Here is a 16,251-nt window from a genome sequence, read left to right as displayed (position 1 = left end):
CGCTCTATTCTAACACTAAGGTCATGCTCCCTTTAGTACGACCTCCATGGAAGGAGGAAGTGCTAGAAAATGTCGGGAACATTTTCAGTAAAACCCATCTGGGTTGTATGGTTAAGCCTCACGGGTCATTAGTACAAGTTAGCTCAACGCCTCACAACGCTTACACACCTTGCCTATCAACGTAGTAGTCTCCTACGGCCCTTTAGAGAGCTTAAAGCTCTAGGGATGACTCATCTTAGGACTCGCTTCCCGCTTAGATGCTTTCAGCGGTTATCGATTCCGAACGTAGCTACCGGGCAATGCTATTGGCATAACAACCCGAACACCAGCGGTTCGTCCACTCCGGTCCTCTCGTACTAGGAGCAGCTTCCTTCAATCATCCAACGCCCACGGCAGATAGGGACCGAACTGTCTCACGACGTTCTGAACCCAGCTCGCGTACCACTTTAAATGGCGAACAGCCATACCCTTGGGACCGACTTCAGCCCCAGGATGTGATGAGCCGACATCGAGGTGCCAAACACCGCCGTCGATATGAACTCTTGGGCGGTATCAGCCTGTTATCCCCGGAGTACCTTTTATCCGTTGAGCGATGGCCCTTCCATTCAGAACCACCGGATCACTATGACCTACTTTCGTACCTGCTCGACGTGTATGTCTCGCAGTTAAGCTGGCTTATGCCATTGCACTAACCGTACGATGTCCGACCGTACTTAGCCAACCTTCGTGCTCCTCCGTTACTCTTTGGGAGGAGACCGCCCCAGTCAAACTACCCACCAGGCACTGTCCCGAACCCCGATAAGGGGCCGCGGTTAGAACATCAAAACTACAAGGGTGGTATTTCAAGATTGACTCCACTCAGACTAGCGTCCAAGCTTCAAAGTCTCCCACCTATCCTACACATGTAGGTTCAATGTTCAGTGCCAAGCTATAGTAAAGGTTCACGGGGTCTTTCCGTCTAGCCGCGGGTATACGGCATCTTCACCGCAATTTCAACTTCACTGAGTCTCGGCTGGAGACAGCGTGGCCATCATTACGCCATTCGTGCAGGTCGGAACTTACCCGACAAGGAATTTCGCTACCTTAGGACCGTTATAGTTACGGCCGCCGTTTACCGGGGCTTCGATCATGAGCTTCTCCGAAGATAACCCAATCAATTAACCTTCCGGGCACCGGGCAGGCGTCATACCGTATACGTCATCTTGCGATTTTGCACAGTACTGTGTTTTTGATAAACAGTTGCAGCCACCTGGTATCTGCGACTGCCGTCAGCTTAGGGAGCAAGTCCCATCACCGACAGCAGCGTACCTTCTCCCGAAGTTACGGTACCATTTTGCCTAGTTCCTTCAGCCGAGTTCTCTCAAGCGCCTTGGTATTCTCTACCCGACCACCTGTGTCGGTTTGGGGTACGATTTCTACTAACCTGAAGCTTAGAAGATTTTCCTGGAAGCATGGCATCAACTACTTCATCACCTTAGTGACTCGTCATCAGCTCTCAACCTGTACATTTAAGTACGTATTCCCGGATTTGCCTAAGAATACAGCCTACTACCTTAAACGCGGACTACCAACGCCGCGCTAGCCTAGCCTTCTCCGTCTCTCCATCGCAGTTAGCAGAAGTACAGAAATATTAATCTGTTTCCCATCGATTACGCCTTTCGGCCTCACCTTAGGGGTCGACTCACCCTGCCCCGATTAACGTTGGACAGGAACCCTTGGTCTTTCGGCGAGGGAGTTTTTCACTCCCTTTATCGTTACTCATGTCAGCATTCGCACTTCTGATACGTCCAGTGTGGGTTACCCCTTCACCTTCAACCGCTTACAGAACGCTCCTCTACCGCGCACTTCCTAAGAAATGCACCCGTAGCTTCGGTGGTATGTTTAGCCCCGTTAAATCTTCCGCGCAGGCCGACTCGACTAGTGAGCTATTACGCTTTCTTTAAATGATGGCTGCTTCTAAGCCAACATCCTAGCTGTCTAAGCCTTCCCACATCGTTTCCCACTTAACATACACTTTGGGACCTTAGCTGACGGTCTGGGTTGTTTCCCTTTTGACAACGGACGTTAGCACCCGCTGTCTGTCTCCCGAGTAGTACTCATTGGTATTCGGAGTTTGCAAAGGGTTGGTAAGTCGGGATGACCCCCTAGCCTTAACAGTGCTCTACCCCAATGGTATTCGCTCGAGGCGCTACCTAAATAGCTTTCGAGGAGAACCAGATATCTCCGAGTTTGATTGGCCTTTCACCCCCAGCCACAAGTCATCCGCTCATTTTTCAACATAAGTCGGTTCGGTCCTCCAGTTGATGTTACTCAACCTTCAACCTGCCCATGGCTAGATCACTCGGTTTCGGGTCTACGCCTTGCAACTAAACGCGCAGTTAACACTCGGTTTCCCTACGGCTCCGCTATTCGCTTAACCTCGCTACAAAACGTAAGTCGCTGACCCATTATACAAAAGGTACGCAGTCACGGTCTCAAGAACCGCTCCCACTGCTTGTACGTACACGGTTTCAGGTTCTATTTCACTCCCCTCACAGGGGTTCTTTTCGCCTTTCCCTCACGGTACTGGTTCACTATCGGTCAGTCAGGAGTATTTAGCCTTGGAGGATGGTCCCCCCATATTCAAACAGGATGTCACGTGTCCCGCCTTACTCGTTTTCATCATCTATGGTTAGTTTTCATGTACGGGGCTATCACCCTGTGCCGCTGAGCTTTCCAACTCATTCCACTAACACCCCATAGACTTAAGGGCTAATCCCCGTTCGCTCGCCGCTACTAGGGGAATCTCGGTTGATTTCTTTTCCTCCGGGTACTTAGATGTTTCAGTTCCCCGGGTTTGCCTCACTACACTATGTATTCATGTAGTGATAACAGCTTATGCTGCTGGGTTTCCCCATTCGGATATCGTTAGCTCAAATGCTTATTACTAGCTCGCCAACGCTTTTCGCAAGTTATTACGTCCTTCATCGCCTCTGACTGCCAAGGCATCCACCGTATACGCTTGGTCACTTAACCATACAACCCAAATGAGTCTTTCTTTTTTCGCTTGTTACTCATCTTATTATGCGACGTTTTCAGTTTCACGATTCAATCATGTAGCGCTGCTACACTCATTCTTCGTTCAACTTCAAGCCTTGCCTAATAAGCGATTAACTGCGCTTACTTCTTTTTTATTGCTAAAAGAGACTAAGAAAAACAGGGTCGTATTATGACCAGCTGGTTTTTACTTGTCTCACCTCCAGGGTAGGAAGTGGACTCGCCTTAGTTTTTAGAATATTCAAGACACTTAAACAGTGTTTTGAGAACTCAAGATACTGATACTTTCGCATCAGTATTATTTTTCGCACTAACGTAATCACATCAATAACAATAAATCGTTATCAATGCGCCTTTAGTTAGTACTATCAGCTTTCCAAATTGTTAAAGAGCGGGCTTAAAAAAGCCAAAGATAAAATTTCATTTATCTTTGGCATCTCTAACCTATGCATATGCTTATCGTCATGATAAGTGTAAATGGTGGAGCTATGCGGGATCGAACCGCAGACCTCCTGCGTGCAAGGCAGGCGCTCTCCCAGCTGAGCTATAGCCCCATTTACATGCAGTGAGATTAATATCCAGTATCCAATCATAGGATTGGCGAAGCCAAATCGATTTAAATCAAGGCGGGTTTATGCCGACGTTTAGCTTGCTAAACGAGGTATAAATCAACGCAGAGTTAAAGAAGATTTGGTGGGTCAGAGTGGACTTGAACCACCGACCTCACCCTTATCAGGGGTGCGCTCTAACCAGCTGAGCTACAGACCCATTCTTTTTGGTCTTTTCATCCTTACTCGGCGTTACTTTCTTCGTTTCTCAGTCATGTGCTAAAAGCACACTCCTTGCGAGACTCATCAAGTGCCTTGATTAAGAATCAAAATCCTCAAAAATACCTTTCGATATCTTTCTCTTTCTTTCTATCAAGTAATCTGTGTGAACACTCACATGCATCGCTGCACTTTTAGGTATTGAGTTAGTCGTATAGGTAAGGAGGTGATCCAGCCCCAGGTTCCCCTAGGGCTACCTTGTTACGACTTCACCCCAGTCATGAACCACAAAGTGGTGAGCGTTCTCCCGAAGGTTAAACTACCCACTTCTTTTGCAGCCCACTCCCATGGTGTGACGGGCGGTGTGTACAAGGCCCGGGAACGTATTCACCGTAGCATTCTGATCTACGATTACTAGCGATTCCGACTTCATGGAGTCGAGTTGCAGACTCCAATCCGGACTACGACGTACTTTGTGAGATTAGCTCCACCTCGCGGCTTTGCAACCCTCTGTATACGCCATTGTAGCACGTGTGTAGCCCTACTCGTAAGGGCCATGATGACTTGACGTCGTCCCCACCTTCCTCCGGTTTATCACCGGCAGTCTCCCTAGAGTTCCCACCATTACGTGCTGGCAAATAAGGATAGGGGTTGCGCTCGTTGCGGGACTTAACCCAACATTTCACAACACGAGCTGACGACAGCCATGCAGCACCTGTCTCACAGTTCCCGAAGGCACACCAGAATCTCTTCCGGCTTCTGTGGATGTCAAGAGTAGGTAAGGTTCTTCGCGTTGCATCGAATTAAACCACATGCTCCACCGCTTGTGCGGGCCCCCGTCAATTCATTTGAGTTTTAACCTTGCTTGCGGCCGTACTCCCCAGGCGGTCTACTTAATGCGTTAGCTTGGGAGCCCAGTGACTAAGTCACCAAACTCCGAGTAGACATCGTTTACGGCGTGGACTACCAGGGTATCTAATCCTGTTTGCTCCCCACGCTTTCGTACATGAGCGTCAGTCTTTGTCCAGGGGGCCGCCTTCGCCACCGGTATTCCTTCAGATCTCTACGCATTTCACCGCTACACCTGAAATTCTACCCCCCTCTACAAGACTCTAGTTCACCAGTTCTAAATGCAATTCCCAGGTTGAGCCCGGGGATTTCACATCTAGCTTAATGAACCGCCTGCGTACGCTTTACGCCCAGTAATTCCGATTAACGCTCGGACCCCTCGTATTACCGCGGCTGCTGGCACGAAGTTAGCCGGTCCTTCTTCTGTAGGTAACGTCACAGCAGCGTGCTATTAACACGCTACCTTTCCTCCCTACTGAAAGTGCTTTACAACCCGAAGGCCTTCTTCACACACGCGGCATGGCTGCATCAGGGTTTCCCCCATTGTGCAATATTCCCCACTGCTGCCTCCCGTAGGAGTCTGGGCCGTGTCTCAGTCCCAGTGTGGCTGATCATCCTCTCAGAACAGCTAGGGATCGTCGCCTTGGTGAGCCATTACCTCACCAACTAGCTAATCCCACCTAGGTTCATCCAATCGCGAAAGGCCCGAAGGTCCCCTCCTTTCCCCCGTAGGGCGTATGCGGTATTAGCAGTCGTTTCCAACTGTTATCCCCCTCGACTGGGCAGATCCCTAGGCATTACTCACCCGTCCGCCGCTCGTCAGCAAAGAAAGCAAGCTTCCTTCCTGTTACCGCTCGACTTGCATGTGTTAGGCCTGCCGCCAGCGTTCAATCTGAGCCATGATCAAACTCTTCAATTAAAGTTTTTTGAAATATTCGGTTAGGAATATTTCGGCTCAATGAATTCTGATTTACACCTTATAAACTCGGAAGAATCTATAAAATGCTTGTTACATATTGCTATGAACATTCATCGTTGCATTGAGTTGAAATTTTTTGATTGCCAACATTCCGAAGAACAGAAGACAATTTCGAATAACTCAATACCTGTGAATGTCCACACAGATTACTTGATAAATTGTTAAAGAGCGTTGACCGTTTATGTAGGTCAGGGGTGCGTATTTTACGCATTCCCTTTATGACGTCAAGTGTTTTTTCAAACTTCTTTTTGCCTGTTATCAACACTACTAAGTAGTTGTTAATAACGCTAACCGGTTTTGCTTTCGCTGTATGCCGTGTCAGTGGATGCGCATTATAGGCAGCTGAAGATTTAGTGCAAGTGATTTTGTTCAGAAAAATGATCTTTTTATGATCTTTTATGCTTTTCGCTAGTTAACAACAGAATACACACTATTTACCCCCAAAGTTATCCACAATAGTAAATTTATCAGTCAGTTTTGAGTTATCAAAAATAAAAAAGGTAGCGATTAATCGCTACCTTTTTTACGTCATATCTATCGTTAACTAAACGTTATTTCAGTTTACCATGGCATTGCTTATATTTTTGACCAGAACCACAGGGACAAGGATCATTACGTCCTATCTTTTCCCCTTCGCGGATCACGGTCTGAGGAGCCTCAACTGACTGCTCATCATTATGACTTAATGCTTCTGATGATGCGTGTTGATAAGCAAGCTGGATCTTTGCTTCTTCTTCACGGCGACGTTGTTCCATTTCGTCTACATCTGACTGTGCTTGAACTTGTACTTTAGAGAGTACACTTATCACGTCATTTTTGAGTGTTTCAAGCAATTGTTGAAATAACTCAAACGATTCACGCTTGTACTCTTGCTTCGGATTTTTTTGTGCATAGCCCCGTAAATGAATACCTTGACGCAAATGATCCATAGCCGCTAAATGTTCTTTCCATAATCCATCTAATGTTTGTAGCATTACCGCTTTTTCGAATTGGCGTAAAACTTGTTCACCGACCATTTCTTCTTTAGCTTTATATGCATCACTCCATGACGTAACAATACGTTCACGAAGTGTCTCTTCATGTAAGTCTTCTTCTTTATCTAACCATTCTTGAATCGTTAGCTTTAAATTAAACTCATTACCAAGACGTTGTTCAAGTCCTGGGATATCCCAGAGCTCTTCAATTGATTGAGGTGGAATATATTGGTCTACAATTCCGCTGATAACATCTTGTTCGATATTTTGGATAGTTTCTTTAATGCTTTCAGCATCCATTAACTCGTTACGCTGCGCATAGACAACTTGACGTTGGTCATTTGCAACATCATCGTATTCAAGTAATTGCTTACGAATATCAAAGTTTCGAGCTTCTACTTTACGTTGGGCATTTTCAATTGCACGAGAGACCCAAGGATGTTCGATAGCTTCACCGTGCTCCATTCCTAACTTTTTCATCATCCCTGATACACGGTCTGATGCGAAAATACGCATTAAGCTATCTTCCATAGACAGATAAAAACGCGAAGAACCGGCATCCCCTTGACGACCAGCACGACCACGTAACTGATTATCGATACGACGAGATTCATGACGTTCAGTACCCAAGATATGTAAACCACCAGCCTCTAGCACTTTGTCATGCTGAATTTGCCAATCAGCACGAATTTTAGCAATTTGTTCATCGGTTGGATTGACTAGCGCTTCAATGTCAACTTTCCAGTTACCACCGAGTACAATATCTGTTCCTCGCCCTGCCATGTTGGTTGCAATTGTTACTGCACCGACACGGCCTGCCTGAGCAATAATTTCCGCTTCTCTTTCGTGGAATTTGGCATTCAGTACATTGTGTGGAATTTTAGATTTTTTAAGTAATTCAGCTAAAATCTCAGATTGCTCAATTGATACGGTACCAACAAGTACAGGTTGACCTCGTTCGCGGCAACCTTCTATATCTTTAATAATGGCGGCGTATTTTTCTGGGGCAGTAAGATAGACTAAATCAGCCATATCATTACGCACCATTGGACGGTTTGTAGGAACAACAACGGTATCTAAACCATAGATATGTTGAAATTCAAATGCTTCCGTATCTGCAGTACCCGTCATGCCCGCAAGTTTTTGGTACTGACGGAAATAGTTTTGAAAAGTGATAGAAGCCAGAGTTTGATTTTCATTCTGGATTTTAACACCTTCTTTCGCTTCTACCGCTTGATGTAAACCTTCTGACCAACGACGACCAGGCATAGTACGACCTGTATGTTCATCGACGATAATAACTTCATCATCTTGAACAATATAATCGATATCTTTTTCAAACAAGGTATGGGCACGAAGTGCTGCATGAACATGGTGCAATAATGAAATATTCGTAGCTGAATAAAGCGAGTCACCTTCGTCTAACATGCCTTTTTCTATTAAAAGCACTTCAACCTTCTCTTGACCACGTTCAGTTAAATTAACTTGTTTACCCTTTTCATCAATACTGTAATCACCTTCGCCAATATAGTCTTCTGTGTCTTCTTTATCTTGGCGGATTAGACTTGGGATTAATAAATTAATTTTAGCGTACAACTCGGAGCTGTCTTCAGCCGCACCCGAGATAATCAACGGTGTTCGGGCTTCATCAATTAAAATTGAATCGACTTCATCAATAAGTGCGTAGTGTAATGGTCTCTGAACACGTTCTTGTGGAGAAAATGCCATATTGTCACGAAGGTAGTCGAAACCAAATTCATTATTGGTACCGTAAGTAATATCAGCCTCATAGGCCGCTTTCTTTTCGATTTGACCAATACCAGCGATGTTAATACCGACACTTAAGCCTAAAAATTCAAACAATGGACGGTTATTTTCAGCATCACGCGTTGCTAAGTAATCGTTCACAGTAATGACGTGAACACCTTTACCTGTTATCCCGTTAAGATATGCTGGTAACGTTGCAGTAAGCGTTTTACCTTCACCGGTTCGCATTTCCGCAATACGATTACTGTCTAATACCATGCCACCAAGAAGTTGGACATCAAAGGGACGCATATCGAACACGCGCTTTGAAGCTTCACGAACCACGGCAAATGCCTCAGCCATGATGCTATCTAACGTTTCACCATTTTCTAAACGGTTATGGAACTCAGCGGTTTTCGCTTTAAGTTCTTCATCAGAAAGTTTTTCGTAATCAGCTTCTAATGCATTAATTTGAGTAACAATTTTTCCAAGACTTTTCAGGGTGCGGTCGTTGCGACTTCCGAATACTTTTGTCAGTAGTTTGCCTAACATCTTAATCACTTATCTGTTGTAGGTTTGGCTCAATTGAGCGCATTAACCGTTAATATTATTAACTTGCTTTGCGGTAAACGTATTTCTGTGGATCTATTTGTTGTTTACCGCGCAACACTTCGTAATGCACATGGGGGCCGGTTGAGCGGCCTGTGCTTCCCATACTGGCAATTTTATCGCCTTTGGCAACGACGTCACCTACGTTTACTGACAGAGATTTATTATGGCCATAGCGAGTGCGAAGACCATTACCATGGTCTATTTCGACTAACTCACCATATCCAAGCATGCTTCCTGACCATGTTACTACACCTGCTGCAGTCGTAGTAACATCTGCCCCTTCTTTACCCGCAAAATCAATACCTTTATGCATTGTTCGCCGGCCGCTAAAAGGGTCATTTCGTAAACCATAGGGCGAAGATAACCAACCTTTATCGATTGGTCGCCCTGATATATAACGCTCTTCATCTATATGGAGATTAGATGCTACTGTTTCAAGTAGTGATAGCTGAACATTATTATTATCAATTCTAGATGCTAGCTTATTCATGTCATCAATAAGCTGACTTAATTCGACACCACTGCCTATTTCGCTTAAACCACCGATCCCAACTTCTGTAGAGAAATCAAATTGATCATCAAGGAGGTTATTTTGCGCTACTTGCTGCCCAAGGGCTTCAAGTCGGGTGATTTTGGCTTGCATCTTGGCCACATGTGCAACCAAGGTAGATAACTGGATTTCAGTTGCCGTTTTGAGTTCGAGCACTTGTTGTTTTTGCTGTTGGCGCAGTTGTTTATTTTGATCAACTTTCGCTTGTTGGTTAGCAAAACGCTCAGTGCTGTATTGATATATTCCTGTGCCAGTAGCCATTAGAATAATAGGTAGGAGTAACCAACGCTTACTAGGTTGCCAGCGCGTTACACCATTTCGACCTTGGATAAAAACTGTTACACTCATAGCCTAATTCAGCCATCTTATTATCATATGAAAAAGCCCCCTCAAGATCTCAGCAATTTAGTCCATGTGTCTGGGAGACTACCTGAACTGGCCGAGAAAGCAGAACTACTCAATAATCTGAATCATTATGTAAAACAGACATTAAATGGTCCTGTGGCAGAGCAGCTAAAAGTCGCTAATCTCCGCCAGGGTGTTCTTGTTATTGAAACAACCTCTGCAGCATGGGCTGCGAGAATAAACTTTCAAAAGCAGAAGTTATTAAAACAACTTCAAACTGATACGCTTCCGATGCTTACCGCTATTGAGGTGAAAGTCAATCCTGGACTTGCTTTAATGAAACCACAATCTCAACTTAACCAAAATGTGATCAGCACTACTGCAGCACAACATATTGAAGCATTAGCAGAACATGTCGATGGTTCTTTAGGTGAAAAACTAAAACGGCTGGCTGCATTAGCCAGCCGTAATAGGCAATCTTAACCGGTTACGCGTGCGCTAACGCACCCGGAACCATGAAGCTGACAGGTGCATCAGCCTCTTTGTCAAAACTCACTAGCTCCCATGCATCTTGTTGCGAAAGCAATGCGCGTACAAGTTGATTATTTAATGCATGACCAGTTTTGTAAGCTGAAAACTCACCGACTATCGCATGACCAGCAACATATAAGTCACCAAATGCATCGAGAATTTTATGCTTTACGAATTCGTCTTCATAACGCAGACCATCAGGGTTTAATACACGATATTCGTCAAGCACAACGGCATTTTCCATGCTGCCACCTAGTGCGAGATTATTAGCACGTAGGTATTCAATATCACGCATAAAACCAAATGTTCTGGCACGACTAATGTCTTTTACAAACGCTGAGGTCGAAAAGTCCATCACCATGTGTTGTTGACTACGAGCTATTTCTGGGTGATCAAAGTCAATTCTAAAATCAACTCTAAAACCTTTAAACGGTTTTAACTCTGCCCATTTATCGCCATCTTCAACACGCACAGATTTGGTAATTTTCAGGTATTTTTTCGCTGCAGCTTGTTCTTTAATTCCTGCACTTTGCAGTAAGAACACAAATGGACTTGCACTACCATCCATAATCGGGATTTCTGGTGCATCAACTTCGATAATAGCATTATCGATGCCTAGGCCGGCAAGTGCTGCAAATAAATGCTCAATCGTTGAAATTCTAATGCCAGCATCATTTACAAGGGCTGTACACATTGTAGTTTCACGAACCATATTAGCTTTTGCTGGAATAGACACAGCAGGGCTAAGATCAGTACGCTTAAGTACAATCCCTGTATTTACTGGTGCGGGCTTAATGCACAGAGTCACCTTGTTGCCAGAATGCAATCCGACCCCAGTGCTCTTCACCATTTTTTGAACAGTTCTTTGAAAAATCATTCAGTAGCCCATAAATATCAATATTAAACAAATAGTTACTTGGAAAGCCTTAGGCTATCATGCATAACTGGTTTAGCATTCTACCATAAGTTTGACGTTTGACAAAAAAATCGCCAAACACATAGTAACCAGCAAACCTAATTTACAAAATAACCCTTCAGCACATCACACTCATTAGTCACGCAAAAACATATGTTTTATTCATGAATTAATCAGCTTGTTTACGCAAAAATGCCGGTATATCAAGATAATCAGCATCGGTACGCTGTACAGGTTGAGACTGTGGAACAGCATTACCTTTTGGCGCGGCATAACTTTGCTGTGGAATAACTTCATCAATAGGTTCTGGACGAGGTTCTATTACAGCTGGTTCTGGACGAGCAACAGGCTTAGACACTAATTGGATGTCTGGCTTTTTCTCGGCACCAATACCTGTAGCAACAACAGTTACACGTAATTCATCACTCATTTCTGGATCAATAACAGCACCCACAACAACGGTCGCGTTATCAGATGCATAAGCTTTAACGTGGTTACCCACTGTTTCAAGCTCTTCAATCGTGATATCCATACCTGCGGTAATGTTGACTAACACGCCTCTAGCACCCGCTAAATCGATATCTTCGAGTAATGGGCTGGCAACTGCAGCTTCAGCCGCTTCTTCAGCGCGATCATCACCACGAGCAACTCCGGTACCCATCATGGCATTACCCATTTCAGACATAACAGTTTTTACATCAGCGAAATCGACGTTGATTAGGCCTGGGCGAGTAATTAGCTCAGCAATACCTTGCACGGCACCGAGCAATACATTGTTAGCTGCAGCAAAGGCATCAAGCAATGATGTTCCTCGGCCAAGTACTTTCAATAATTTTTCGTTGGGAATGGTAATTAACGAATCCACATGCTTTGCAAGCTCAGCGATACCAATCTCTGCGTATGCCATGCGTTTTTTGCCTTCAAATGGAAATGGTTTAGTCACAACGGCAACGGTAAGAATACCTTCTTCACGTGCAATTTCTGCCACGACAGGAGCTGCACCGGTACCTGTACCACCGCCCATACCGGCAGCGATAAAGATCATGTCAGATCCTTTTATGGCTGCACGAATATTTTCGCGGTCTTCTTCTGCGGCTTGACGACCCACATCAGGGTTTGCGCCAGCACCAAGACCTTTGGTCACATCACGTCCAAGCTGGATCGTTGAACCCGCGCTTGATTTACGTAATGCTTGTGCATCTGTATTTGTAACGATAAATTCAACACCTTCGATGCTGTGTTTTACCATATGTTCGACAGCATTTCCGCCGCCGCCACCGACGCCGATGACTTTAATCACCGCTTCGTCTGAATGAGTGTCCATGATCTCAAACATAGTCTGATCTCCCTTTGTCTGCGTTATTAAAATTCACCTTTAAACCAACTTTTAACCCGATTTAAAAAGCTGGTAACCCCTTGACGCTCAGGTCGTTCGAACTGACGTTCGATAACTCGCCTTGCACCATAATGAAGCAATCCTATTCCAGTTGAGTAAATAGGTTGATCCACATATTCGTATAATCCTTTTACTGGCAACGGTGATGCCACTCGAACTGGCATACCAAACGTAGCCTCAGCAATCTCGACAGCACCCGATATTGAGGACGTGCCTCCAGTGAGTACAATACCTGCTGCAATTTGGTCCTCTAGACCGCTATCTTGTAATTGCTTGAGAATAAGCTCAAACAATTCTTGGTATCTTGGTTCTACGACTTCGGCCAGCGTATGACGAGACATACTGCGCGATGGACGACCGCCTACTGACGGTACTTCAATACTGTCTTCACGGCTTACCGTTGAACTTCTGGCGCTGGCAAACTGCACTTTAATTTGTTCTGCATGTGTTAATGGTGTTCTGAAAATCTTAGCTATATCGCTAGTGACTTGATTGCCCGCTACAGGGATCACTGCGCAATGACGTAATGCGCCGTTGGTATATACAGCAATATCGGTTGTTCCACCACCAATATCGACAATACAGACACCTAAATCTTTCTCATCATTTGTGAGCACAGAATCTGCTGATGCAATACCGGCAAAAACTAAATCATCAACTTTTAAGCCACAACGCTCGACACTTTTAGTAATATTTTTTGCCATATCATTAGCACACGTCACAATGTGCGCTTTGGCTTCCATACGCATTCCCGACATGCCAATTGGGCTCTTAATCCCATCTTGAACATCGATAGAATATTCTTGTGGCAACACGTGTAAAATACGACGTTCTGTCGGGATCTTGACTGAGCGAGCCGTGTGGATCACATTATCGACGTCTTCTTGGGTGACTTCTTCGTCATTAATGGACACCATGCCATTCTCATTTTGGCAAGCTATGTGCTTGCCTGAAATGCTTAAATAAACCGATGAAACCTGACAATCAGCCATTAACTCAGCTTGATCCAAAGCGCGTTGTACACTGCGCACAATAGAGTCGAGATCATTCACGCCGCCTTTATCCATGCCACGAGAAGGATGATTACCTAAACCAATCACACTAATTTCACCATCAGGTAATACTTCACCAATGATCACTGCGACCTTGGATGTCCCTATATCTAACCCCACGATGAGGTTTCTTTCCTGATTTTTGGTCATTTATTGTCGACTCTCTGTGTTGAATCACCCCAGCCTACTGCAAATCCGGTATCGTAACGTAAATCAACGGTTGCAACTGGTTTATTACTTTGTTTCAAAGTTGGATACACATTAATAAAGCGTTGTATCCGTGAAATTTTATCTTCTCGTCCAAGCTCAATTTCAATCCCATTGGCCAGTACGGCGTGCCAAGCATGGCGTGGACTTAACCGTAAACTTACCAACTTAAATTCGTTTATTGTCAATAAATCATCTAACTGCTGATAGCTGGTTAATACTTCTATTTCGGTCCCTTCTGGACCAGATAACATCGGTAATGCATCATGTTCAGAATGCGCTAATGCCTCAAAAACCTCACCGTTAATATTGAGCCAAGATACTTGATTCCAATGTGCTACAGCTTGCTGCTCTTGCAAGGTTATCTTGAACTTTGCCGGCCATTCTCGCCTAACTGATGCATGGTAAACCCATGGTAAAGCTTCTAATGCTTTTTGTACGTCCACCACGTCGGCGCTAAAAAAACTACTTAACATTAATGACTGTAATGCATTTTTAATCTCATCATCAGTGGTATAGGTTCGCTCACCTTTAATGGCAACAGCTTCAATTGGTAGTGCATCAGCATCATTTAGCAGAACATGCAGTTGCACGCCAGCCCAGACGACGGTACCAATCACGCTGCATAAAAACACTACACCCGTACAAAAATACCAGTTTACTCGAGCCAGTTTATTTTTTAGTTGCCGCCCTTTATCGCTCCACGACACCTTAAATCCGCCTCTGACGTTGTTTCGGTCTTAGCTCCAAAAGATCGGTCATTATATAGACCAACTCTGCAGGATTAAAGCTCGATTTTCAAACACAACAATTGATTTAAAAATCAATTGTTTCCTTGTGGTTTTTCCCAGTTTTTAAATCCTAATTCGCTCTGGGCCAATTGTTTCGATAATGCCCCAATATTACCTGCACCTTGAGTCATAAATAAATCCCCATCCTGCAATACATCCGGTAATACCGTTGCAAGTTGATCTGGACTCGCAATAAAAATGGGGTCTATTTGACCTCGAAGCCGAATTGAACGGCACAAAGCTCGTCCATCAGCACCAGGAATTGGCGCTTCACCTGCAGCATAAACATCTAACAACAACAGGCAGTCAACTTGCGACAATACATCAACAAAGTCTTCATATAAGTCACGAGTACGGCTATATCGGTGTGGTTGATATGCCATCACTAATCGTTTATCAGGCCAACCTGCTCGCGCCGCTTTGATCGTTGCTAACACTTCACTTGGATGATGACCATAATCGTCTACTAACATCACACTGCCATTAGGTGTATCAAATTCACCTAAGTGCTGAAAACGACGGCCGATACCTTCAAATTCTGCTAATGCTTGCACAATCGCATCGTCATTGATGTCATCTTCAGTCGCTACAGCAATCGCAGCTAATGCATTTAGAACGTTATGTCGTCCAGGCAAATTCAATACGAAATCTAAATCATCTTTACCATGACGCTTCACAGTAAAACTTGATTGATAGCCATTTTGGACAAAATTAATTGCCTGTACGTCGACATCATCACTAAAGCCGTAGGTCACTACATGACGACCAATACGCGGCATAATTTCACGGATGACATCGTCATCAAGACACATTACTGCTACGCCATAAAATGGCAAATTATGTAAGAAGTCGACAAAAGTAGTTTTCAATTTTTCAAAATCGCCACCATACGTATCCATATGGTCGGCTTCAATATTGGTGATCACACTGACCATCGGTTGCAAATGTAAAAAGCTTGCATCACTTTCATCGGCTTCGGCAATAAGGTAACGACTAGTGCCTAAACGTGCGTTAGTGCCAGCACTATTTAGCAGTCCACCAATAACAAATGTTGGGTCGCGGTCGGCTTGACCATACACACTTGCTATCAAACTTGTAGTCGTAGTTTTTCCATGAGTACCCGCTATAGCAACCCCATGGCGATAACGCATCAGCTCTGCGAGCATCTCTGCACGACGAACGATTGGAATACGCAGTTCTTTCGCGGCAAGAATCTCAGGGTTTTGCGGGTTAATGGCTGTAGACACGACAACCACATCAACCTGTGCAACACTTTGGGCCTGATGACCAATAATGATTTTTGCGCCTAAACTCGCTAAGTGTTCTGTAACACTATTGATAGCGATATCTGAACCACTTATTTGATAACCTTCGTTCACCAGCACTTCTGCAATACCACCCATGCCAGCACCACCAATGCCAACAAAATGAATGCGCTTGATCCGTCTCATTTCAGGGATCATGCTACGAAGGTGTGCGTATCTTTCTGTTTTTGTCATT

General features: G+C 44.5%; 8 protein-coding genes, 2 tRNA genes and 2 rRNA genes. 1 reads left to right on the top strand and 11 read right to left on the bottom strand.

What is annotated here, in order from left to right; genetic code table 11:
- Positions 1-107 precede the first annotated feature (107 nt).
- The 6 genes from ABIS04_RS00665 to ABIS04_RS00640 all read right to left on the bottom strand — a co-directional run bounded on the left by ABIS04_RS00665 (position 108) and on the right by ABIS04_RS00640 (position 9,861).
- Positions 108-3,015 (bottom strand): 23S ribosomal RNA (locus ABIS04_RS00665).
- Positions 3,016-3,514: 499 nt separating this feature from the next.
- A tRNA-Ala gene (locus tag ABIS04_RS00660) sits at positions 3,515-3,590 on the bottom strand.
- Positions 3,591-3,727: 137 nt separating this feature from the next.
- Positions 3,728-3,804, bottom strand: a tRNA-Ile gene (locus ABIS04_RS00655).
- A 218-nt stretch (positions 3,805-4,022) separates the two neighbouring features.
- Positions 4,023-5,571, bottom strand: a 16S ribosomal RNA gene (locus ABIS04_RS00650).
- The 16S and 23S rRNA genes sit together here with 2 tRNA genes alongside, the layout of an rRNA operon.
- A gap of 611 nt (positions 5,572-6,182) precedes the next feature.
- Positions 6,183-8,903 carry a preprotein translocase subunit SecA gene (secA, locus tag ABIS04_RS00645; protein ID WP_140232972.1) on the bottom strand — a complete coding sequence of 907 codons (2,721 nt, stop codon included), beginning with the start codon at positions 8,901-8,903 and terminating at the stop codon, positions 6,183-6,185.
- Positions 8,904-8,961: 58 nt separating this feature from the next.
- A complete protein-coding gene (locus ABIS04_RS00640) occupies positions 8,962-9,861 on the bottom strand; it encodes a M23 family metallopeptidase (RefSeq protein ID WP_137223877.1) in 900 nt (299 codons plus the stop codon).
- A gap of 27 nt (positions 9,862-9,888) precedes the next feature.
- Here ABIS04_RS00640 and ABIS04_RS00635 point away from each other — a divergent pair, with 27 nt between their 5' ends.
- Complete coding sequence (locus ABIS04_RS00635; RefSeq protein ID WP_350432256.1) at positions 9,889-10,341, top strand: DciA family protein; 453 nt, start codon at positions 9,889-9,891, stop codon at positions 10,339-10,341.
- A gap of 4 nt (positions 10,342-10,345) precedes the next feature.
- Here ABIS04_RS00635 and lpxC read toward each other — a convergent pair whose 3' ends face one another.
- From lpxC to murC, 5 genes are all read right to left on the bottom strand, one after another.
- The gene (gene lpxC / locus ABIS04_RS00630; RefSeq protein WP_350432255.1) at positions 10,346-11,266 is read right to left on the bottom strand and encodes a UDP-3-O-acyl-N-acetylglucosamine deacetylase; all 921 of its coding nucleotides are present in this window, start codon (positions 11,264-11,266) and stop codon (positions 10,346-10,348) included.
- Positions 11,267-11,474: 208 nt separating this feature from the next.
- Complete coding sequence (ftsZ, locus tag ABIS04_RS00625) at positions 11,475-12,641, bottom strand: cell division protein FtsZ (RefSeq protein ID WP_350432254.1); 1,167 nt, start codon at positions 12,639-12,641, stop codon at positions 11,475-11,477.
- Positions 12,642-12,667: 26 nt separating this feature from the next.
- The gene (gene ftsA, locus ABIS04_RS00620; RefSeq protein WP_137223885.1) at positions 12,668-13,903 is read right to left on the bottom strand and encodes a cell division protein FtsA; all 1,236 of its coding nucleotides are present in this window, start codon (positions 13,901-13,903) and stop codon (positions 12,668-12,670) included.
- Complete coding sequence (locus tag ABIS04_RS00615; RefSeq protein WP_350432253.1) at positions 13,900-14,670, bottom strand: cell division protein FtsQ/DivIB; 771 nt, start codon at positions 14,668-14,670, stop codon at positions 13,900-13,902. Before ABIS04_RS00615 ends, ftsA begins: the two co-directional genes overlap by 4 nt.
- A 113-nt stretch (positions 14,671-14,783) precedes the next feature.
- Positions 14,784-16,250 carry a UDP-N-acetylmuramate--L-alanine ligase gene (gene murC / locus ABIS04_RS00610; protein ID WP_140232965.1) on the bottom strand — a complete coding sequence of 489 codons (1,467 nt, stop codon included), beginning with the start codon at positions 16,248-16,250 and terminating at the stop codon, positions 14,784-14,786.
- Position 16,251: the final 1 nt, after the last annotated feature.

Source organism: Shewanella sp. H8, assembly GCF_040285065.1.
Classification (GTDB): Bacteria; Pseudomonadota; Gammaproteobacteria; order Enterobacterales; family Shewanellaceae; genus Shewanella; species Shewanella polaris.
Note: the sequence above shows the minus strand (reverse complement) of the source record. Positions and strands in the feature narration are given on the sequence as shown.

Bases quoted from the DNA above. Each gene is read 5' to 3' on its own strand.
- lpxC (WP_350432255.1), bottom strand. From the start codon at position 11,266: ATGATTTTTCAAAGAACTGTTCAAAAAATGGTGAAGAGCACTGGGGTC.
- ftsZ (WP_350432254.1), bottom strand. From the start codon at position 12,641: ATGTTTGAGATCATGGACACTCATTCAGACGAAGCGGTGATTAAAGTC.
- ABIS04_RS00635 (WP_350432256.1), top strand. From the start codon at position 9,889: ATGAAAAAGCCCCCTCAAGATCTCAGCAATTTAGTCCATGTGTCTGGG.
- ABIS04_RS00640 (WP_137223877.1), bottom strand. From the start codon at position 9,861: ATGAGTGTAACAGTTTTTATCCAAGGTCGAAATGGTGTAACGCGCTGG.
- ftsA (WP_137223885.1), bottom strand. From the start codon at position 13,903: ATGACCAAAAATCAGGAAAGAAACCTCATCGTGGGGTTAGATATAGGG.
- murC (WP_140232965.1), bottom strand. From the start codon at position 16,250: ATGACAAAAACAGAAAGATACGCACACCTTCGTAGCATGATCCCTGAA.
- secA (WP_140232972.1), bottom strand. From the start codon at position 8,903: ATGTTAGGCAAACTACTGACAAAAGTATTCGGAAGTCGCAACGACCGC.